This window comes from Pseudomonas sp. 05N36 (assembly GCF_056397385.1).
This window is the reverse complement of the sequence record NZ_JBFTNH010000002.1, coordinates 306,158-324,925: the sequence shown is the minus strand read 5'-3', so window position 1 is coordinate 324,925 and position 18,768 is coordinate 306,158. Positions and strand designations below refer to the sequence as shown.

The window sequence follows — 18,768 nt, the reverse complement described above, 5'->3', positions numbered from 1 at the left end:
CGTGGTCTTTTTTTAGTTTTGATAAGTGTGGGTAGATAAGGGTGTTGGGCCGGGCGTGGAGGTGAATGACCGCACCCAGCGAATCCCGATGGCGGCCAGCGCATAAGTCAGCGCCACCAGCCAGAAACTGTGCGCCAGCCCGACCAGCCCCATGCCGATCCCGCCGAGTACGGCACCGAGCAAGGCGCCAGCCTTGGCCGCGCTGTTGCCGAGGCCGAGGGCAAAACCCTGTTGGCTTGAAGCAACGGTGTTGGCGATCAGTGCATAGGCGACCGGAAGCAGGGCGCCTTGCCAGACACCCCAGACCAGCCGGCTGACGAGGAACCCCAGCCATTCGTTGGCCAGCGCCGTGGCCGCCAGCGTCAGGGCGCACAGCCAGGCGACGCCTTCGATGACGCGCAAGGTGTAGGCCGGTTGCCAGCGGTCGAACAGGCGTCCCCACAGCGGGGCGGAAATGGCCAGGGTCGCGGCGCTCGCCGCATAAGTGGCGCCGATCAGCCAGCTCGGTGCGTGCAGAATCTCGGCGACGTACAGCGCGTAGAACGGCTGCGGCATCATCTTCGCGGCCTGAATCAACACGATCACCAGCAGGATTCCACCGAGCCAGCCTTTGGGCAGGGCCACTGGCGCAACTGTTTTTTTCGTCGAGGCCCGGGCCTTGTCGGCCGGCAGGAAAAAACTCCCCAGTGCACACAGCAGGCAAATCGCCGTCGCGCCATAACAGAGCAGGGCGAATCCCGAGATGTCCATCAACCAGCCGCCCAGCACCGGGCCGATCAGCGAGCCGACGGCGGTCGCCGATTGCAGGCGGGCCAGGGTGTGACCGCGCCGGGAACTGTCGCAGCAGGCCAGGGCATAGGCTTGCGCGGCGGCGAGAAACCCGGCCAATGCGCCTTGCATCACACGAATGCCCACCAGCAGCCACGGGTCGACGGTGATGGCCGCCAACCCTTGGCACAACGCCAATGCCAGCAACGCCCGAACGATCATCGGCTTGTGCCCGGTGCGATCACCCAACCGGCCCCACACGGGCGTCAGGAGCATGGCGGCGAGCATCGGACCGGCATAGACCAGCGCCGATAACAGTGCGGTGTAGCCGGCGCCTTCTGGCCCGAGCAGATGGCGGATCTGCAAGGGCCAGAACGGGCCGCTCATTTCCATGGCACCCATGGAGACAAACTGGATGACGATCAGCAGTCGCAATGCGCGACTGTCAGCGAGCATGGGCGCTGGATCGCAGTGGATTGCTCAGGCGTCCGACGATGTCGGCGTGGCTGTCGTGCAAGCGCATGCGCATGAACGATTTGGCCGGCCAGTCCTGTTCCAGCAAGGCCGCGCGCTCGCTGTCCCAGCGTGCCGGTTCGACACGTTCGCGCAAGGCGTCGAAGCACTGTGCAACGTGCGCTGCCAATCGCTCCCACAGGAGGTTTTCCGATACGTTCCAGTGACGGGCACAGAGCAACGTCAGCTCGCCGAGGTGGCACATGAACGTGGTGTGCAGGAGTTTGTCGCGGACAAAACCGGACTCGTCGTACAGGGTCATTTTCGGATCGTGCAGCTGGATATCCAGGCCCTTGACATGCAGGGTCTTGCGATCGATGCGGATGTCGCCGAAGTCACGCAGTAACAGCCGATTCAACTGCCCGTCAGCGCCCATCACCATGAAGCTGTTTTGCTGGTGCGCTTCGAACGCCACGCCATACATCAGGTAAATGCCCAGCAGGCTCGGTACGGCAATCGACAGGTAGTCCTCGAAGAACGCCAGCATGGCCTCGCTGTCGTCAAGGCCCTGGGCCAGGCGTACCCAATCGCGCAGCAACGGCTGTTCGAATTCATTGACGGCGAACAGGCTGCCGACCGGTATCGCCAACTCGCCTTCTTGCAACAGGCTCAGCGGGTTGTCGCGGTAGAGCACGGCGGCATGCCGGGACAGTTCGTCATTGGCCGGTTGTGGCGCGTAATGCACGCCGATGCGTTCCGGCACGATGTTCAGCAGGCGCTGAATCTGCGGCTCCTGATCGAGAATATCCAGCAACAGCTGACTGATGCGCGGCCCCATTCGGGCCGAGCGCGGCGACACGGTGCGCTGCACGCTGGTCAGCCGTAAGGCCACCGGCAATTTGACCATCGGCGCAACGCGACTGGCCTCCGGTACGACCGTGCGGAACGACATGGTCGGATGGCCAGTGAAGGCCACGATGTCGGTGACGATCAGCAGGTTGTCGGCGATCTCGTTGGCGAACGATTTTGGCAGCTCTTCATCGGCTTGCCAGGGGTGCGACGGGAGCGGGAGGTAGTCCGTTACTTCCAGGCCCAATTGTTGCAAATGGCGCTGCAATTGTTCGGCGGCCTGTGGGAAGTGACCCTGCCACCAGCCCCAGTAATCGGCGCTGCCGGCCAGTGTTTCGACGTGGGCGTACTGGCGATGCAGGGCGCACAGCACGATCGGGAAACTCGCTTCGAACTCCGGCGAGAAAGCGATGACCTGAGTGGCGCTCAAGCCCAGTTTGGTCTTGTAGTTCGGGTGCCACGGATGGCCGAGCGTGCCCCACTGTTCGAGCAGCGAGGTCGGGTTCCGGTGACCGGGGCTGGCTTTGAGCCAGGCGAGCAGGTTGTCGTCGTGTTCGGTGCCGATCTGCTCTCTCAGGCGTTCGGTCCATCCATGGTGAAACGCCAGGCACAGGGTGTCGTTGCTGTAGCTGTCATCCAGCTCGCGGGCCAGACGTTCCAGGACCTGCGGGGAGGCGGGCGGGTTCAGCTGGGTGGCGAGATGGGCGAGCAGTTCGCTGGGCAACTGGATCTTGTGCGGCAGTGCATCGGGGGTGTGCAGGACGATGCTGCCGCGCACATCCCAACTGTTCATCCTGCCGCCGGACAGATGATCGAAGCACAGGTGTGCGCCGTTGCCCAGCGGCAACCAGCAGCGGCGGTTGTCATCGTATTCGCAGGCGTCAGGGTTGATCAGGCCTTCACGAAACAGCGCCTGGATCAGGCGTTGAAAACAGCGCTGGGCGGCGGGTTCCAGCGCATTGCTCAAATGATCGAGGGTGATGCGGTGGGACTGGAAAGCCTGGGTGCCAAGGGCTTCGCTCCAGTGTGAGAGCAGTTGCTGCTGTTTTTGCGTGTAGGCGCGCATCAGGTCCGACTCCTTCTGGACAGTTGTTTAGCTGAATGCGCGCTGAGAATACCGTCTAAAAATAATAATGCAAATGATAGTAATTCCTACTTGTGGTGTGGGAAAGCTCCTATTCAGAGGCTGGTTTAGTCTTTACTCAAGACCATGTAGTGCTCACCGACCTTCTGCGCATAGCCCTCCACCACGTGCTGACACAACGCCACGATCTCCTCGACCCATTCCGCGCCGACCCGCCATAAGACCACCACTTGCAGGTTGGGCGGGCGTTGGTCGATGGCCAGCAAGGTCAATTCGCCCCGGGCCAGTTCTTCACTGACGAGCACCGGCGGCAAGGCACCAATGCCGAAACCGTCACGCAGCAATCGGATAATCGCCGACACCGAGTTCACGCAATTGAGCTTTGGCGCGAGTACGCCATTGGCCTGCATCAGGCTGAGCACGTCCTGATGCGGGTGGGAGTTTTTCGAGTAGGTGATGATCCGTTCACGGGCCAGTTCGGCGACGCTCGCATAGTTGCGGTTGTAGATCGAATGGCTGGCGACGATCCAGCCCATCGGGTGGCTGGCCAGTTCCAGGCTGCGCACGCTTTCCTGGCGCAGCAGGTCGGTTTGCAGAATCAGGTCGAGAAAACCTTTTTGCAGCTGATCGCAGAGATTCAGCGAGGTATCGGCGACCAACTCGATTTCTACCCGCGGATAGTGATCGGTCATCTGCGCCACCAGCGGGCTGAGCCAGGTGTGAATGACCGTGTCCATCACGCCGATGCGAACCCGTCCGACCTTGCTTGAGCGGGTTTCCAGCGACTGCTTGAGCGCTTGCATGGTGTCGAGCATTTGCTCGGCGTAATCGAGCACCTTCACACCTTCGGGCGTCAGCTTCACACCGCGTGAATCACGCAGGAACAGCTTTACCCCAAGCTCGCTTTCCAGCACCGCGATGCGGCTGGAAATCGAGGCCTGGGTGGTGAAGAGCTTGTCGGCAGTCAGGCGAAAGCTTTTCAGCCGGGCGACCCAAACGAAGGTTTCGAGAAATTTGAGGTTCATGCGATCAACTTTTTCTTATGCCTTGGCAGGGTTTTTATTAGTTGGACGGGCAGGGCGCCGTCGTCGAAAAATGCGCCAAACCCACGATAGGCGTCGTCGGTGTTCAGAACAATACCAATAAAATTCAGCTGGAGATTTGCCATGAGTGCGCCCGACACGCTCGATGTCGCCAAACCCAAGATCGAGAGCCGCCCCGGCCCCTTCGACTGGTACCGCCACATCAATCAGCAGGAACGCCGAACCTTCTGGAGCTGCAAGATCGGCTATGGCCTGGACGGCATGGACACCCAAATGCTGAGCTTTGTGGTACCGACATTGATCGCCATGTGGGGCATCACCACCGGCCAGGCCGGGCTGATCCACACCAGCACGCTGATCGCTTCGGCGATTGGCGGTTGGGTCGCCGGGATTCTCTCTGACCGCATCGGTCGCGTACGCACCCTGCAACTGACGGTCCTGTGGTTTGCCTTCTTCACCTTCCTCTGCGGCTTCGCGCAAAACTACGAACAACTGTTGATCGCCCGAACCTTGATGGGCTTCGGTTTCGGTGGTGAATGGACTGCCGGCGCAGTACTGATGGGCGAGGTGATCCGCGCCAAGGACCGCGGCAAGGCGGTAGGCATGGTGCAATCCGGCTGGGCCCTGGGTTGGGGCCTGACGGCGATTCTCTATGCGCTGCTATTTTCGATCCTGGCGCCGGAGGATGCCTGGCGTGCGCTGTTCATCCTCGGCATCGTGCCGGCAATTTTCGTGATCTTCGTCCGCCGACTGGTCAAGGACCCGGAAATCTACCGCCAGGCCAAGGCCCGGCAGGAACCGAGCAACCCGTCGAAGTTCTACGAGATCTTCGCCCCCGGCATGCTCAGCACCACGTTTCGCGCGTCCTTGCTGACCACTGGGGCCCTGGGCGGTTACTACGCGATCACTTCCTGGTTGCCGACCTTCCTGAAAAACGAGCGCGGACTGAGCGTGCTCGGCACCGGCGGTTATCTGGCAATGGTGATTCTCGGGTCTTACGCCGGCTATGTGATCAGCGCCTATCTGACCGACATTCTGGGTCGCAAGAAGAACTTCATCCTGTTCGCGGTCGGCTCGTTCACCATTGTGCTGCTCTACACCCAACTACCRGTCAGCAATGGCGTGATGCTCTGGCTGGGCTTTCCGCTGGGGTTCTTCGCCTCGGGGATTTTCAGTGGCATGGGGGCGTTTCTCACCGAGCTGTTTCCAACGCGGATTCGCGGTTCGGGCCAGGGCTTTTGCTACAACGTTGGCCGGGCACTGGCGGCGCTGTTTCCGCTGCTGATCGGTTTGCTCAGCCAGAAAGTACCGCTGAGCGTCGGGATCGGTGCGTTTGCGGCGGTGTCCTACGGTGTAGTGATCCTGGCGGCGTTGAGCCTGCCGGAAACCCGTGGCAAGCAACTCGATGCGCAGTAACTGATAATCTGGAGACCGCTCGAACGTCCCCGGTTAAAACGATAAAAACCTCAGGAGTACTCACCGTGAGCCGCCTGCTATTGAACTGCGATATCGGCGAAAGCTTTGGTCACTGGACCATGGGGCTGGATGCCGAAGTGATGCCGTACATCGATTGCGCCAACATTGCCTGCGGGTTCCATGCCGGTGACCCGAGCATCATGCGCAAGACCGTCAGCCTGGCGTTGAGCCATGACGTGCAGATTGGCGCGCATCCGGCCTATCAGGATCTGCTGGGGTTTGGCCGCCGTTCCATGGCCTACACCGCGCAGGAACTTCAGGATCTGCTGCACTACCAGATCGGCGCGCTGGACGGCATTTGCCGGGCGCAGGGAACTCGCGTCAGTTACGTCAAACCCCACGGTGCGATGTACAACGACATGATGGCCAACCCGGCGCAACTGCGGGCGGTGATTCAGGCCGTCGCGGCGTATGACCCTCAACTGCCGTTGATGCTGATGGCGACCCGTGACAACCACGCAGCTCAACTGATGGGCGACGAGTACGGCGTGACGCTGTGGTTCGAAGCGTTCGCCGACCGTGCCTATGACAGCGCCGGGCATCTGGTTTCGCGGCAGTTGCCGGGGTCGGTGCATCACGATCCCGAGACCATCATTCAACAGGCGCTGACCATCGCTCGCGGTGACAACCTGGTCGCCAGTGACGGCAGCGCCTTGCATTTGCAGGCCAACACCCTCTGCGTACACGGCGACAACGCCAGTTCGGTGGCGGCTGTGCAGCGGATCCGTGAAGCGTTGAATCAGCAGAGCGCGCCATGAAGCCACGGGTTGAAGTGGTGGCCATCGATTGCCTGATGGTGCGGCTGTTCGATGAAATCGCCGAAGCCAACATGCCGTGGATGCTCGCCGCCAGCGAGCGACTGCGTGCAGGATTCGCCGGGCGTTTGATCGATCTGGTGCCGTCTTATACGACCCTGATGGTGCATTACGACCTGCTCGCCTTGAGTCCGGTCCAGGCACGGGAGCTGATCGCCGAAGCCTTGACCGATCTGACCCCCAACGCCCGGGCCACTGGTCAATGCCATGTGTTGCCGGTCTGGTATGACCTCAGTGTCGGACCTGAGCTGAGCCTGCTTTCGCAGCGCAGCGGGCTGGCTGTGGAGGAGGTGATTCGCCGCCACAGCGAGCGTGAGTATCAAGTGTTCGCGCTGGGTTTTGCGCCGGGTTTTGCCTTTATGGGACTGGTTGAAGAAGTGCTGGCCGCGCCCCGTTTGAATACCCCGCGCAAGCGCGTGGCGGCCGGTAGCGTGGGAATTGCCGAGCGGCAGACTGCGGCTTATCCGGTGGTGTCGCCGGGTGGCTGGAACCTGATCGGCCGCACCCCGGCCAAACTGTTTGACCGCGAGCGTGAGGGCTACAGCTTGATGCAACCGGGCGATACGGTGCGTTTTGCCGCGGTCGGTCATGCCGAGTTCGTCAATCTGGGCGGCGACGATACACCGCTGGAGGTGCTGGCATGAGCCGTTTGACGATTGAAGCCAGCACGCCGCTGTGCCTGCTGCAGGATGCCGGTCGATTCGGTGTGCGGCATCTGGGTGTGACCCAGGGCGGTGCGGCGGATTGGCTGTCGATGTCCTGGGCCAACTGGCTGCTGGGCAATTCGCTGGAGGCCGCGGTGATTGAAATCACCCTCGGCGGTTTGACCCTGGAGGCGCAAGACGATTGCTGTCTGGCGCTGGCGGGGGCGGACCTCGGTGCGCTGCTCGACGGCCAGCCGCTGGCGCCGTGGCGCAGCTTTCAGCTGAAGAAAGGCCAGCGTTTGCAATTTACTCAACCAGTGCACGGTGCCCGCGCCTATCTGGCGGCGCCTGGTGGTTTCAACGCGCCCCAGGTGTTGGGCAGTTGTGCGACGGTGGTGCGTGAAGAGCTCGGTGGGTTGGACGGTTTTGGCCTGCCCTTGGCACGCGGTGCCGAGTTGGGTTATTCCGGGCCGGCGCACGCGCTGCGGGAGGTGCCGCGCGCGCAGCGACCGGACTTCACGCTGAATCAGCCGCTGGATCTGGTGCTCGGTGCGCAACATGGCGAGTTCAGCGGGCAAAGCCTGTTCGACGCCTTCAACCGTGTCTGGACCCTCGACAGTCGTGCCGACCGCATGGGCATCCGTTTGCTGGGGACGGCGTTGCAGTATCAAGGCAAGCCGATGATCTCCGAAGGCATCCCGCTGGGCGCGGTTCAGGTGCCACCGGACGGGCAGCCGATCGTGCTGCTCAATGATCGGCAGACCATTGGCGGTTATCCACGGTTAGGCGCGTTGACGCCATTGGCGTTGGCACGACTGGCGCAGTGTTTGCCGGGGCAGCAGATCCGGTTGGCGCCGGTGGTTCAGGAAACGGCGCATCGGCAGCAGGTCGAGTATTTGCGCAGACTTGTGAGCCGCTAAAAGCATCGCGAGCAGGCTCGCACACAGTGGATCGGTGTGGTTCACACGTTGTGTGACCGACACTTACCCCTGTGGGAGCGAGCCTGCTCGCGATAGGGCCCTGACAGGCAGCGAAGCTTATTTGGACAAAAACCGCATCCCTTCTTCCAGCCCGCGCAAGGTCAGCGGGAACATCTGGTCTTCGATCAGATCGCGCACGATCTTGGTCGAGGAGGTGTAGCCCCAGGTGTCTTTCGGGTACGGATTGATCCAGATGAGCTTCTTGTACTTCTCCATGAAGCGCTGCATCCACACGTAACCGGCTTCTTCGTTCCAGTGTTCGACGCTGCCGCCGGCCTGGGTGATTTCGTAAGGCGCCATGGCGGCGTCGCCGACGAAGATCACTTTGTAGTCGGCGCCGTACTTGTGCAGCAGGTCCATGGTCGCCGTGCGCTCCGAGCCACGGCGCATGTTGTTCTTCCACACCGATTCATAAATGAAGTTGTGGAAGTAGAAGTACTCCAGGTGCTTGAACTCGGTCTTGCAGGCCGAGAACAGCTCCTCGCAGATCTTCACATGGGCGTCCATCGAGCCGCCGATGTCGAACAGCAGCAACAGCTTGATGTTGTTGCGGCGTTCCGGGCGCATCTGAATATTCAGCAGCCCTGCATCACGGGCGGTGTGGTCGATGGTGCCGTCGATGTCCAGCTCGTCCGCCGCACCCTGGCGGGCGAATTTGCGCAGCCGCCGCAGGGCCACCTTGATGTTGCGCGTGCCTAACTCGACCTGATCGTCGAGGTTCTTGTACTCGCGCTGGTCCCAGACCTTGACCGCTTTGCCCTGGCGCTTGCCGGCATCGCCGACCCGGATGCCTTCCGGGTTGAAACCGCCGGAGCCGAACGGGCTGGTGCCACCGGTGCCGATCCACTTGTTGCCGCCGGCATGGCGTTCCTTCTGTTCTTCGAGACGCTTCTTGAATTCCTCGATCAGCTTGTCGAGGCCACCGAGGGACTGGATCTGCGCGCGTTCTTCATCGGTCAGTGAGCGCTCGAATTCCTTGCGCAACCAGTCTTCGGGAATCAGCGCCTGAAGGTGATCGTCGAGTTTTTCCAGGCCATTGAAGTAGGCCCCGAACGCCCGGTCGAACTTGTCGAAATGCCGTTCGTCCTTCACCAGAATCGCCCGCGACAAGTAATAGAACTCGTCCATGTCGGCGAAGGTCACGCGCTGTTTCAGCGCGTTGATCAGGTCCAGCAGCTCGCGTACCGAGACTGGCACCTTGGCTGCACGCATTTCATTGAACAGGTTGAGCAGCATGGCTTTCGCCCTTGATCTTGTAAGAAGAGTATCAACGGGTGCCGCGACGGCTCATGAACGCCAGACGCTCAAGCAACTGGACGTCCTGTTCGTTCTTCACCAGGGCGCCGGCCAGTGGCGGGATGGCCTTGGTCGGATCGCGTTCGCGCAGTACCGCTTCGCCGATGTTGTCGGCCATCAGCAATTTGAGCCAGTCGACCAGTTCGGAGGTCGATGGCTTCTTCTTCAGACCCGGAACCTTGCGCACATCGAAGAACACGTCCAGCGCTTCGCTGACCAGGTCTTTCTTGATGTCCGGGTAGTGCACGTCGACGATCTTTTGCAGGGTGACGCGATCCGGGAAGGCGATGTAATGGAAGAAGCAACGGCGCAGGAAGGCGTCCGGCAGCTCTTTCTCGTTGTTGGAGGTAATGATGATGATCGGACGCTGCTTGGCCTTGATGGTCTCGTCGATCTCGTAAACGTAGAACTCCATCTTGTCGAGTTCTTGCAGTAGGTCGTTCGGGAACTCGATGTCGGCCTTGTCGATTTCGTCGATCAGCAGAATCACCCGCTCTTCGGACTCGAAGGCTTCCCACAGCTTGCCCTTTTTCAGGTAGTTGCGGATGTCATGGACCTTGTCCACACCCAGTTGCGAGTCCCGCAGGCGGCTGACCGCGTCATACTCGTACAGGCCCTGGTGAGCCTTGGTGGTGGACTTGATGTGCCAGGTGATCAGCTTGGCACCGAAGGATTCGGCCAGTTGCTCGGCGAGCATGGTCTTGCCGGTGCCGGGTTCGCCCTTGACCAGCAAGGGCCGCTCCAGGGTGATGGCGGCGTTGACCGCCAGCTTCAGGTCATCGGTGGCGACATATGCGCGGGTGCCTTCGAACTTCATCGGTAATTCCTCGAACGGTAACGCCGATCTGCGCCGGGCAGGGCGGGCGAAATAAAAGTATGCCCGACTATAACGCGGCGCCCGGTCGACTGTGAACGCAGACGGCTTATTCAGTCTCTGAATGGGGCGTCACATGGTGACCCGGTCAGCTTAACGATTGACTGAACATGCCTATCATCCAGCGTCGCGACTGGACGCACGAGGGGTGCGAGGCATACCCTTGAAGGCTTCTCCAACGCTGCATAAGGACCCAGCCATGAGCCGCATTTTCGCTGATAACGCGCATTCCATCGGCAATACGCCATTGGTTCAGATCAACCGTATTGCGCCTCGCGGCGTGACCATTCTGGCGAAGATTGAAGGGCGCAATCCGGGCTATTCAGTCAAATGCCGGATCGGTGCAAACATGATCTGGGATGCCGAAAGCAGCGGCAAACTCAAGCCGGGCATGACCATTATCGAACCGACCTCGGGCAACACCGGCATCGGCCTGGCGTTCGTCGCCGCCGCGCGTGGCTACAAGCTGATGCTGACCATGCCGGCGTCGATGAGCATCGAACGGCGCAAGGTGCTCAAGGCCCTGGGCGCCGAACTGGTACTGACCGAGCCGGCCAAAGGTATGAACGGTGCCATTGCAAAGGCTACCGAGATTCTGGCCAGTGATCCGGCCCGCTACTACATGCCGCAGCAGTTCGAGAACCCGGCCAACCCGGCGATCCACGAAAAAACCACCGGTCCGGAAATCTGGAACGACACCGACGGCGCCATTGATGTGCTGGTTGCAGGTGTCGGCACCGGCGGGACCATCACCGGTGTTTCGCGCTATATCAAGAACACCCAGGGCAAGCCGATTCTCTCGGTGGCGGTGGAACCGCTGGTCTCGCCGGTGATTACCCAGGCCATGGCCGGTGAGGAAATCAAACCAAGCCCGCACAAGATCCAGGGCATCGGTGCTGGTTTTGTGCCGAAAAACCTTGATCTGTCGATGGTTGACCGGGTCGAGCTGGTCAGCGATGAAGAATCCAAGGCCATGGCCCTGCGTCTGATGCAGGAGGAGGGGATTCTCTCCGGGATTTCCTGCGGTGCGGCCATGGCGGTTGCCGTGCGTCTGGCCGAAACCCCGGAAATGCAGGGCAAGACTATCGTGGTGATCCTGCCGGACTCCGGTGAGCGTTACCTGTCGAGCATGTTGTTTAGCGATTTGTTTACCGAACAGGAATTGCAGCAGTAACGCTCAAAAGATCGCCAGCTCCTACGCCGAATGACGTGCCCATGTAGGAGCTGGCGCAGCCTGCGATTCTTTGATCCTGATCAGTCAAGGTTCAGGTGCCTTATGTTAATAAGTGCTTTATTGCGCAACCTTTAACACTGATTGTTCAGTTATGTGGGTTTTTCCCAAGGCCGGTAGTGTTTATCATGGCCGGCTGCCATGTCGGGTAATTGACAATGCGCAGAGAGACCTTTTTTCAAGGAGTTTCCTCATGACCTTTTCCTTTGCCGCAAAGGCGTCGCTGTTGCTGCTGTTCATCGGCAGCACGCTCTACGTGCATTTGCGCGGCAAGGCGCGTTTGCCGGTCTTGCGTCAGTTCGTCAATCACTCGGCGCTGTTCGCTCCTTATAACGCCTTGATGTACCTGTTCTCGGGAGTGCCGTCCAAACCGTACCTGGACCGCAGCAAGTTCCCGGAACTGGATGTGCTCAAGGAAAACTGGGAAGTCATTCGTGACGAGGCCATGCACCTGTTCGACGAAGGCTATATTCGCGCCGCCGAGAAGAACAACGACGCCGGTTTCGGTTCGTTCTTCAAGAAGGGCTGGAAGCGTTTCTACCTCAAGTGGTACGACAAACCGCTGCCATCGGCCGAATTGCTCTGCCCGAAGACCGTCGAGCTGGTCAGCCGCATCCCCAACGTGAAAGGCGCGATGTTCGCCCTGTTGCCAGGCGGTAGCCACCTCAACCCGCACCGTGACCCGTTTGCCGGTTCCCTGCGCTATCACTTGGGTTTGTCGACACCGAACTCCGACGACTGCCGCATTTTTGTCGACGGTCAGGTCTACGCCTGGCGTGACGGTGAAGACGTGATGTTCGATGAAACCTACGTGCACTGGGTCAAGAACGAAACCGAAACCACCCGGGTCATTCTGTTCTGTGACATCGAGCGACCGCTGAGCAACCGCTTGATGACGCGTATCAACCGTTACATCAGTGGCCTGCTGGGCCGTGCCACGGCGCCGCAAAACCTCGATGACGAGCGCGTCGGCGGGATCAACAAGGTCTACGCCTGGAGCAAGACCTCCAGCGACAAGTTCAGCGGCGTGGTCAAAAAGTGGAAGCGCCGTAATCCCAAGATGTACCGCATCCTGCGGCCAGTATTGGCGGTTGTGGTGCTGACGGCGCTGGGTTACTGGTTGTTTGGCTGAGCGACAGGCCTGCGATCTTTTGATCYGGTCATTGCAAAAAATATCGAGCGCTGGTTATAGTCAGCGCTCGCTGCGTTTCCAACCCAGCGATTTCTCCCTCGAAAAAGATCAGCCCATGCCTGCATCCCTCATCAACGCGGTAGTCGATTCAGCGGTCAACGCTGGCGTCGTGCCGTGCGGGAATGTGCAGCCTGCGCAGATCAGTCACTATCCCCCTCCTGTCAGTCGCACGCTGGTGTGCGCGGTGGTTTCACCGCCAGGTGTTGGCTTCTCGGGCTGATCAGCGGCTTCTGCTGTTGCCTGTGCCCGCCTGAACACAACGACTGAATTTCAGCTTCGGCTGAGTTGGCTTCTTGCCTGATGACAGGTGGTTTTCATGTTGCTCATTTCAAAAAAGACCGCGCTCGCGGCGGCGTCCACGAGCCTGTTCGTTCTGCTCTGGAGTAGCGGGGCGATTTTCTCCAAATGGGGGCTGGCTCACGCCTCACCCTTTGCCTTTCTGTTGATCCGCTTTGCCATTGCCCTCTGTGGGCTGGTGCTGTTGATCCCGCTGCTCAAACTCAAGCTACCCCGGCGCGGCAAACCGATGCTGTATGCCGCGGCCACCGGCCTGGTATTGCTGGGCGCCTATCAGATTTTCTATCTGCTGGCGCTGGACCTGAAGGTTACGCCCGGGGTCATGGCCACGATCATGGGGGTTCAACCGATCCTCACCGTGGTGCTGATTGAGCGCCAACGCTCCAGGAGCCGGATGTTCGGCCTGATGCTCGGGCTGGCGGGGTTGATCATGGTGGTCTATCAGGGCATCGGCCTGGCCGGCATGTCGCTGGCCGGAATGCTCTTTGGTTTGCTGGCGCTGGTCAGCATGACCGCAGGCTCGATCATGCAGAAGCGCATCACCGAAAATCCCCTCGGCACACTGCCGGTGCAATACCTGGCCGGGCTGTTGCTGTGCGCAATGTTCGTGCCGTTCCAGCCGTTCCACTTCGAGCACAGCACGGGGTTCATCGTGCCCGTGTTGTGGATGGGCCTGGTGGTATCGCTGCTGGCGACCTTGCTGCTGTATCGCCTGATCGCCCGAGGCAATCTGGTGAATGTCACCAGTTTGTTCTACTTGGTGCCGGCAGTGACGGCGGTGATGGACTACCTGATTTTCGGCAACAGACTGGCGATGTTGAGCATGCTCGGCATGCTCTTGATCATCGTCGGCCTGGTGTTTGTGTTCCGTAAAAGCCGCTGATGCTGACGCGGCCTTCGTGATTGGCGAAGGCCGCGTTTTTCATGGCTGGCATTGCAAGCGCACGCGCTCGTAGTTCAGGGCTTTGTTGCGCTCGGGCAATGCGTAGGGCGCTTGGCAGTGTTTGCCATCCCATTTGATGGTGAGGGTGGCTGAATCTTCTTCCACCAGCGCCAGGGCTTTACCGCTCGGGTCAGAAATGGCCAGTTGTTTACCGGCGGCATCTTCCAACGCGGCGCCAAATGGAATGGCCTTGTTCTGCGCATCAAACAGCTCGAACTGCACCCGCCGGCCGGTCTTGCCGACATATCGAGCCAACACCACGGCGCCGCGCCTTGGTACGACTTGCTGGGTTGCATTATCGATCTCGATGTCTGCACCCAGGTCCCGGGTATCCAGGCTGATCCAGTTCACCCGATAGGGTTGAGTGTTGGGGACCACGGCAAAGCCGTTGGCGCCGGTTTTAGCACCGCTGTAGCTGCCGATTTTGGCCCCGGAGACACCCGGCACTTCGGCCAGGGCAAAGGTTTCGCCCACGGTCTGTCCCAGATTGATTCCTCCCGCGTGGGCGACCACGGAACCGGCCAGGTTAAGGTTTTGCGAGGCGTAGCCGCGCCCTTGGCTATAACCCGCGCTGATATCCGCAACCGAGGTGCGGGTGCTGATGTTGGCCGAGGCCGAGCTGCCACCGGTGCTGCTGTTGCCGCCTTGCAGTGAGTAATAGGTGTCGCTGGTTTCCGACAGGTAACCGTTGATACCAACTTGCGTGCTGTCGCTGTTTTTCTGCGTATTGGCCGAAACAAAGGCCCGTGGTGCACGGGGTTTGGAACCCAGCGGGAACGACAGGGACAGGTTGATCAAGGTGTCGTTGTTTGACGATCCGAAATCTCCGACATCCTTGGTATAGGTCGCGCTGACGTTGTAGCTGACCTCACCCCAGTAGTTGCTGTAGCCGGTAGACAGACTCTGGGAACCGCCGCGTCCCCAATAGCGCTGGTCGCTGGCGTTCAGGTAAACGCTGCCATATTGCTGGTTGCGGCCCAGGCTCTGGTTGATGGTCAGGTCGGTACGGGTTTTCGAGTTGCCGGTGGGTTTCCGGCCATCGGCGTTGAGCTCCTCGACGTGGTTGGTCAGGGTCCGGTAGCCCTCGGTCGAATAGCGATAGGCCGCCAGGGTGAAGTTGGTATCGGTGCCGGTGAACGTCTTGGCATACAACGCCCGCAGGCTATTACCCTGGACGGTCTGGCCCGCGGTGAGGCTGGAGGAGCGAGTCAGGTCGACAGAGACGGCGCCGATCGGGGTATTGCGCCCCGCACCGACTGACAGCGCCTTGAAGTTCTCCGAGGCCTGGACGCCGACGATCCCGGTGAGGTTGCTGTTGATGCCGTAGGCCAGGGTGCTGCTGACAAACTGCGGCGACGCCAGGCCATCGCTGTTGCTGTTGTACTTGCCCGCCGAGACGCTGTACTTCACCTGGCCTTCGCGGACCATGATCGGCAGGCTCGAAAACGCCTGCACCGTTACCCGTCGACGGCCATCGGCTTCGATGATGGTCACTTGCAGGTCGCCATTCGAGCCGCTGGGATATATATCGCTGATTTCAAACGGACCCGGTGGCACGTTGGCGGTGTAGAGGACGTAATTGTTCTGACGGATCTCCACCGTGGCGCTGGTTTCCGCCACGCCGCGAATGATCGGTGCATAGCCGCGCTCGCTGTCGGCGCGCATGCCTTCGTCGGAGGCCAGTTTCAGGCCGCGATAACGCACGCTGTCGAACAGGTCGGTGTCGGAGAATATATCGCCGGCACTGAACTGGCCCTTCAACGCGGTCACGTCATGTTGCAAGTAGCTGCGGTTGCTCTTGAACGTGTTGGGCTGACCGGTGCTGCTACTGAAGTTCGACTCATTACGCAGGCGCCAGGCGCCCAGGTTGAGGCCGTTACGCAGACCCAGGTTGTTGGAGAACGTGGTGGCGTAGTCCGTACTGTTACGGTTGCTGCTCAACTGGTAGTTGATAAAAGCCGCCGAGACGCCGCTATCCCATAAGGCCGGGTCGACATAACCACGCATGCCCCGCTGCATGGCGATTTGCGGCACGCTGGCCAACAGCCGCAGACGGCTGACGTCATAGCGCAAAGTGGCCTTGTCGATCAGCGACGGCAAGTCATAGCAGGCTTGCGGCTCATGTGGGTTGAGTGTGCCGGCCGCTTCCAGCTTGTTCATGTCGATGCCCAGTTGCTGCAACATGTCCAGGGTCAGGCAGGCCTCGACCTTGCCGTTTTTCGGGTTGCGTTGGAAGTCGATATCGCGGCGGCCCACCAACACTTCGTTGCTGTAGAGGTCGACCCGGTAGTTACCCGGCAGCACGCTGTTGGCGGACAACAGCGACTGCAGGTCCACCGACGACTGGGCGCCTTGCAGAAACGTGGTGTTGAACTGCTTGAGTTGTTCCGATTCTAATTCTTCCGCCCCGACAAACATGGGGAGGGTGCTGGCAACAGCGATAAATAGCGGACTTAAAAGAGTGCTGGTATCTGAGTACCACGGTCGGTCGTTCACGCCAGGACCGGGTCGGTTGCTTGGAAATAAAAGCATGCAAAGTACCTATATTACCTCCGATACGAACTGCTAAACGGAGCGAAGAGAAATACGGTAAAAGAATACGGTTGCCCTTCAGACAAGCGCGTTAAGGCAACTCTTTGTTCAGTCGGGCCTGGCTTGAGGCGCCATTGGAAAGTTTTACGATGTAACGATCTTGCGCGCCGTAGTCGTTAATACTGGTAAACAGTACGTTGGGCGTAGTTGTAGTGTTGAATTGTTTAATGGTGAACTCTTTATTTTCGCCCGGAGCGATCATCGTTGAGTCGGCGGTGTGTTCGGTCAATGTTCCGGATTGAAGTTTTATGTCCGCCATGGACACGTGAAAGAGCCCAGGGTTATTCACCGCCAAGACTGTTTTGCCGGCCCGGCTCTCCAGGCGCCATAACAGTTGGGTCGGTGCCAGATAGGCGTCCGCGCTCAGCCCGACCGGACGGAAGAACACCTTGATGCGTTGGCGCACTGCGAGCTGCAATGTGTTTTTCTCTTTCGAAGCCTGAGGGATTTCCTGGACATTGAGCCAGACCACCGACTCTTTGTCGGATGGCATGCCAGTGCCTTCATAGATCACCCGCAACAACTGCTGCTCCTTGCCCACCACCCGTGCCAGCGGCGGAGTCACGGCGAAGGGCACCGACGTAACGCCAGGGGTATCCGTATCGACCCAAGACTGGATCAACACGTCTTCACCGCTATTGCGTACGGTGATGCCGGCTTCCTTGTGCTTTCCGTCAAAGACAAGACGAGTAGCGCTCAATGAGATTCCGGCATTGGCCTGGGAAACCACGAGCAGACCGAGGAGGCCCAGGCAGAAAGATATGGAAGGATGACGAAACATGATTATTACCGTTTGATTCAAGGGGTGCGCGGGGCCGATAAGCCCCGCACTAGGTCCGTTAATTCCCGGCGATTATTCGTATTGCAGGGTGAACGGCAGGGTGGCGTCACCGCGACCGGCGACGGCGGTGCCCGCTGCGCCAGTGGTGACGTAAGCGGCGGAGAACTTCAGCGAGGCGCTGCCATCTTGCAGGGTGTTCTCGATTTTGGCCGTGGTGGGTGAGCTCAGGTTGATCAGTGCGCCATTAGCATCGAGCAGGGCGATACCGATGTTTTTTGCAGCACCCAGGCCGCCGATCAGGTTCAGTACCCCATTGCTATCGACGCCCGTACCGGTACCTCTTTTGGGTTCAAGGATCATCGACACTTTGGTGCCAGCGTTGCAGCTGATCTTCATGTCAAAGTTTTCGGCGCTCAATTTGCCACTGCCCATTGGCGCTGCGGCGGTGCCCATGTCTTTGATCGACACTTCACCCATCGGCACGGAAATAGTCTTGTTCAGGTCGGAGCCTTCAACGGAGCATGCATCGTTGTTGATGTTGCCGCTGAAGCTGATGGTGCCGGTGCCGGCTTTAGTGGGCGTTTCTACTGCGAAAGCGGTGCCAGCGGATACAGACATTGCGAGGGTTAAAAGAGCCAGGGACAGCTTGTTCATTCTGATTACCATTGTGTGGATTAAAGGTTCTATGCGGTGCAGAAGCACGATATAGAGCCGACCCATACGGGAACATCAGACGATTCTTAAAGCAGGAGAGACGCTGGAGTGCAGATAAGCACTAGTTGAAAAGTTTGCGTTCAAAGCAGTAAGCCAACAAGTCCTGGTCACTGTTAACTTCCAGTTTACGCATCGCAGATGTTTTTTGCGTACTGATGGTCTTGGCACTTCTATTCTGGCCTCGGGCAATGTCGGTGACACTTTGCCCGGACACGAACAGGCGCAATATTTCGTGCTCTTTGGGCGATAGCCTGGCGAATCGTTCGTCCAGGTCTGCGGTGGACTCCATCACTGAACTGGAGTCCGGCCCGGTACTTTGGAACGGATTGCCTCTGGCGACAGCCTTGAGCGCAACTTGAATTTCGTTGTGCAACTGGCTTTTCTGAATGACCCCGACCACACCCAGTTCATGCAGACGGGTCAGGATCAAGGGATTGGAGATCATGGTCAGCACCAGGATTTTCACCGCCGGGAAATGCCGTTTCAGATACTCCACCAGCTTGAGGCCATCACCGTAGGGTGAGTCCGCGGGCATGTTGAAATCGGTGAGGACCAGATCGACAGGCTGGCGCTCAAGCAGGTTGATCAGCTCGTTGGAACAGACGGCTTCACCCACCACACGAAAGCGTTCATCACGTTCTATCAGCTCACGAACCCCGAGCAGCACAATGGGGTGATCATCAGCGATGACAACGTTTAGTTTTTTCATGACCGGTTACCCACAGTGAAATAGAGG

18 protein-coding genes are annotated in these 18,768 nt (G+C 59.6%); 8 read left to right on the top strand and 10 right to left on the bottom strand.

The genetic code is table 11. The features are described 5' to 3' along the window. Nucleotides 1-12: 12 nt before the first annotated feature. The 4 genes from AC1DIH_RS04510 to AC1DIH_RS04495 all read right to left on the bottom strand — a co-directional run bounded on the left by AC1DIH_RS04510 (nucleotide 13) and on the right by AC1DIH_RS04495 (nucleotide 4,322). Nucleotides 13-1,224 carry an MFS transporter gene (locus AC1DIH_RS04510; protein WP_477770753.1) on the bottom strand — a complete coding sequence of 404 codons (1,212 nt, stop codon included), beginning with the start codon at nucleotides 1,222-1,224 and terminating at the stop codon, nucleotides 13-15. Further along, nucleotides 1,214-3,136 carry an IucA/IucC family protein gene (locus tag AC1DIH_RS04505; RefSeq protein WP_477770752.1) on the bottom strand — a complete coding sequence of 641 codons (1,923 nt, stop codon included), beginning with the start codon at nucleotides 3,134-3,136 and terminating at the stop codon, nucleotides 1,214-1,216. Before AC1DIH_RS04505 ends, AC1DIH_RS04510 begins: the two co-directional genes overlap by 11 nt. Nucleotides 3,137-3,261: 125 nt before the next feature. Next, nucleotides 3,262-4,179 carry a LysR family transcriptional regulator gene (locus AC1DIH_RS04500; protein ID WP_477770751.1) on the bottom strand — a complete coding sequence of 306 codons (918 nt, stop codon included), beginning with the start codon at nucleotides 4,177-4,179 and terminating at the stop codon, nucleotides 3,262-3,264. Further along, entirely contained in the window at nucleotides 4,176-4,322 is a 147-nt protein-coding gene (locus AC1DIH_RS04495; RefSeq protein ID WP_427534386.1) for a hypothetical protein, read from the bottom strand. Before AC1DIH_RS04495 ends, AC1DIH_RS04500 begins: the two co-directional genes overlap by 4 nt. On the opposite strand from AC1DIH_RS04495, the gene AC1DIH_RS04490 reads away from it, so the two are divergent. From AC1DIH_RS04490 to AC1DIH_RS04475, 4 genes are all read left to right on the top strand, one after another. Then, complete coding sequence (locus AC1DIH_RS04490) at nucleotides 4,321-5,613, top strand: MFS transporter (RefSeq protein WP_477770750.1); 1,293 nt, start codon at nucleotides 4,321-4,323, stop codon at nucleotides 5,611-5,613. The two genes, AC1DIH_RS04495 and AC1DIH_RS04490, sit on opposite strands and share 2 nt — an antisense overlap. Nucleotides 5,614-5,678: 65 nt before the next feature. Continuing rightward, the gene (locus tag AC1DIH_RS04485) at nucleotides 5,679-6,431 is read left to right on the top strand and encodes a 5-oxoprolinase subunit PxpA (RefSeq protein WP_477770749.1); all 753 of its coding nucleotides are present in this window, start codon (nucleotides 5,679-5,681) and stop codon (nucleotides 6,429-6,431) included. Beyond that, nucleotides 6,428-7,132, top strand: coding sequence for a 5-oxoprolinase subunit B family protein (locus AC1DIH_RS04480; protein WP_477770748.1), 705 nt, complete (start codon nucleotides 6,428-6,430; stop codon nucleotides 7,130-7,132). Before AC1DIH_RS04485 ends, AC1DIH_RS04480 begins: the two co-directional genes overlap by 4 nt. Beyond that, complete coding sequence (locus AC1DIH_RS04475; RefSeq protein WP_477770747.1) at nucleotides 7,129-8,052, top strand: 5-oxoprolinase subunit C family protein; 924 nt, start codon at nucleotides 7,129-7,131, stop codon at nucleotides 8,050-8,052. The genes AC1DIH_RS04480 and AC1DIH_RS04475 overlap by 4 nt, the downstream gene beginning before the upstream one ends. 117 nt (nucleotides 8,053-8,169) lie before the next feature. On the opposite strand, the gene AC1DIH_RS04470 is transcribed toward AC1DIH_RS04475, so the two are convergent. Further along, complete coding sequence (locus tag AC1DIH_RS04470; RefSeq protein ID WP_145014963.1) at nucleotides 8,170-9,348, bottom strand: vWA domain-containing protein; 1,179 nt, start codon at nucleotides 9,346-9,348, stop codon at nucleotides 8,170-8,172. Between the two features lie 31 nt (nucleotides 9,349-9,379). Continuing rightward, entirely contained in the window at nucleotides 9,380-10,225 is an 846-nt protein-coding gene (locus tag AC1DIH_RS04465; RefSeq protein WP_024265085.1) for an AAA family ATPase, read from the bottom strand. 256 nt (nucleotides 10,226-10,481) lie between these two features. Here AC1DIH_RS04465 and cysK point away from each other — a divergent pair, with 256 nt between their 5' ends. From cysK to AC1DIH_RS04445, 4 genes are all read left to right on the top strand, one after another. Then, nucleotides 10,482-11,456: a cysteine synthase A gene (gene cysK / locus AC1DIH_RS04460; RefSeq protein ID WP_477770746.1), complete on the top strand. Its 975-nt coding sequence runs from the start codon at nucleotides 10,482-10,484 to the stop codon at nucleotides 11,454-11,456. Between the two features lie 250 nt (nucleotides 11,457-11,706). Continuing rightward, the gene (locus AC1DIH_RS04455) at nucleotides 11,707-12,645 is read left to right on the top strand and encodes an aspartyl/asparaginyl beta-hydroxylase domain-containing protein (protein WP_477770745.1); all 939 of its coding nucleotides are present in this window, start codon (nucleotides 11,707-11,709) and stop codon (nucleotides 12,643-12,645) included. 115 nt (nucleotides 12,646-12,760) lie between these two features. Next, nucleotides 12,761-12,925, top strand: coding sequence for a hypothetical protein (locus AC1DIH_RS04450; RefSeq protein ID WP_477770744.1), 165 nt, complete (start codon nucleotides 12,761-12,763; stop codon nucleotides 12,923-12,925). A 96-nt stretch (nucleotides 12,926-13,021) separates the two neighbouring features. Further along, on the top strand, nucleotides 13,022-13,885 hold the full coding sequence (locus tag AC1DIH_RS04445) for a DMT family transporter (RefSeq protein WP_477770743.1): 864 nt from the start codon (nucleotides 13,022-13,024) through the stop codon (nucleotides 13,883-13,885). A gap of 39 nt (nucleotides 13,886-13,924) precedes the next feature. On the opposite strand, the gene AC1DIH_RS04440 is transcribed toward AC1DIH_RS04445, so the two are convergent. The 4 genes from AC1DIH_RS04440 to AC1DIH_RS04425 form a co-directional block, all read right to left on the bottom strand. Next, on the bottom strand, nucleotides 13,925-16,363 hold the full coding sequence (locus tag AC1DIH_RS04440) for a fimbria/pilus outer membrane usher protein (protein ID WP_477770742.1): 2,439 nt from the start codon (nucleotides 16,361-16,363) through the stop codon (nucleotides 13,925-13,927). Between the two features lie 205 nt (nucleotides 16,364-16,568). Next, nucleotides 16,569-17,318, bottom strand: a complete 750-nt coding sequence (locus AC1DIH_RS04435) for a fimbrial biogenesis chaperone (protein WP_477770741.1) — start codon at nucleotides 17,316-17,318, stop codon at nucleotides 16,569-16,571. Between the two features lie 72 nt (nucleotides 17,319-17,390). After that, a complete protein-coding gene (locus AC1DIH_RS04430) occupies nucleotides 17,391-17,972 on the bottom strand; it encodes a fimbrial protein (protein ID WP_477770740.1) in 582 nt (193 codons plus the stop codon). Between the two features lie 121 nt (nucleotides 17,973-18,093). Next, the gene (locus tag AC1DIH_RS04425; protein ID WP_477770739.1) at nucleotides 18,094-18,741 is read right to left on the bottom strand and encodes a response regulator; all 648 of its coding nucleotides are present in this window, start codon (nucleotides 18,739-18,741) and stop codon (nucleotides 18,094-18,096) included. Nucleotides 18,742-18,768: the final 27 nt, after the last annotated feature.

Excerpts from the sequence above, each read along its gene's own strand:
- AC1DIH_RS04510 (WP_477770753.1), bottom strand. The coding sequence starts at position 1,224 with ATGCTCGCTGACAGTCGCGCATTGCGACTGCTGATCGTCATCCAGTTT.
- AC1DIH_RS04505 (WP_477770752.1), bottom strand. The coding sequence starts at position 3,136 with ATGCGCGCCTACACGCAAAAACAGCAGCAACTGCTCTCACACTGGAGC.
- AC1DIH_RS04500 (WP_477770751.1), bottom strand. The coding sequence starts at position 4,179 with ATGAACCTCAAATTTCTCGAAACCTTCGTTTGGGTCGCCCGGCTGAAA.
- AC1DIH_RS04495 (WP_427534386.1), bottom strand. The coding sequence starts at position 4,322 with ATGGCAAATCTCCAGCTGAATTTTATTGGTATTGTTCTGAACACCGAC.
- AC1DIH_RS04480 (WP_477770748.1), top strand. The coding sequence starts at position 6,428 with ATGAAGCCACGGGTTGAAGTGGTGGCCATCGATTGCCTGATGGTGCGG.
- AC1DIH_RS04475 (WP_477770747.1), top strand. The coding sequence starts at position 7,129 with ATGAGCCGTTTGACGATTGAAGCCAGCACGCCGCTGTGCCTGCTGCAG.
- AC1DIH_RS04470 (WP_145014963.1), bottom strand. The coding sequence starts at position 9,348 with ATGCTGCTCAACCTGTTCAATGAAATGCGTGCAGCCAAGGTGCCAGTC.
- AC1DIH_RS04465 (WP_024265085.1), bottom strand. The coding sequence starts at position 10,225 with ATGAAGTTCGAAGGCACCCGCGCATATGTCGCCACCGATGACCTGAAG.
- cysK (WP_477770746.1), top strand. The coding sequence starts at position 10,482 with ATGAGCCGCATTTTCGCTGATAACGCGCATTCCATCGGCAATACGCCA.
- AC1DIH_RS04455 (WP_477770745.1), top strand. The coding sequence starts at position 11,707 with ATGACCTTTTCCTTTGCCGCAAAGGCGTCGCTGTTGCTGCTGTTCATC.
- AC1DIH_RS04450 (WP_477770744.1), top strand. The coding sequence starts at position 12,761 with ATGCCTGCATCCCTCATCAACGCGGTAGTCGATTCAGCGGTCAACGCT.
- AC1DIH_RS04445 (WP_477770743.1), top strand. The coding sequence starts at position 13,022 with ATGTTGCTCATTTCAAAAAAGACCGCGCTCGCGGCGGCGTCCACGAGC.
- AC1DIH_RS04440 (WP_477770742.1), bottom strand. The coding sequence starts at position 16,363 with ATGTTTGTCGGGGCGGAAGAATTAGAATCGGAACAACTCAAGCAGTTC.
- AC1DIH_RS04435 (WP_477770741.1), bottom strand. The coding sequence starts at position 17,318 with ATGTTTCGTCATCCTTCCATATCTTTCTGCCTGGGCCTCCTCGGTCTG.
- AC1DIH_RS04430 (WP_477770740.1), bottom strand. The coding sequence starts at position 17,972 with ATGAACAAGCTGTCCCTGGCTCTTTTAACCCTCGCAATGTCTGTATCC.
- AC1DIH_RS04425 (WP_477770739.1), bottom strand. The coding sequence starts at position 18,741 with ATGAAAAAACTAAACGTTGTCATCGCTGATGATCACCCCATTGTGCTG.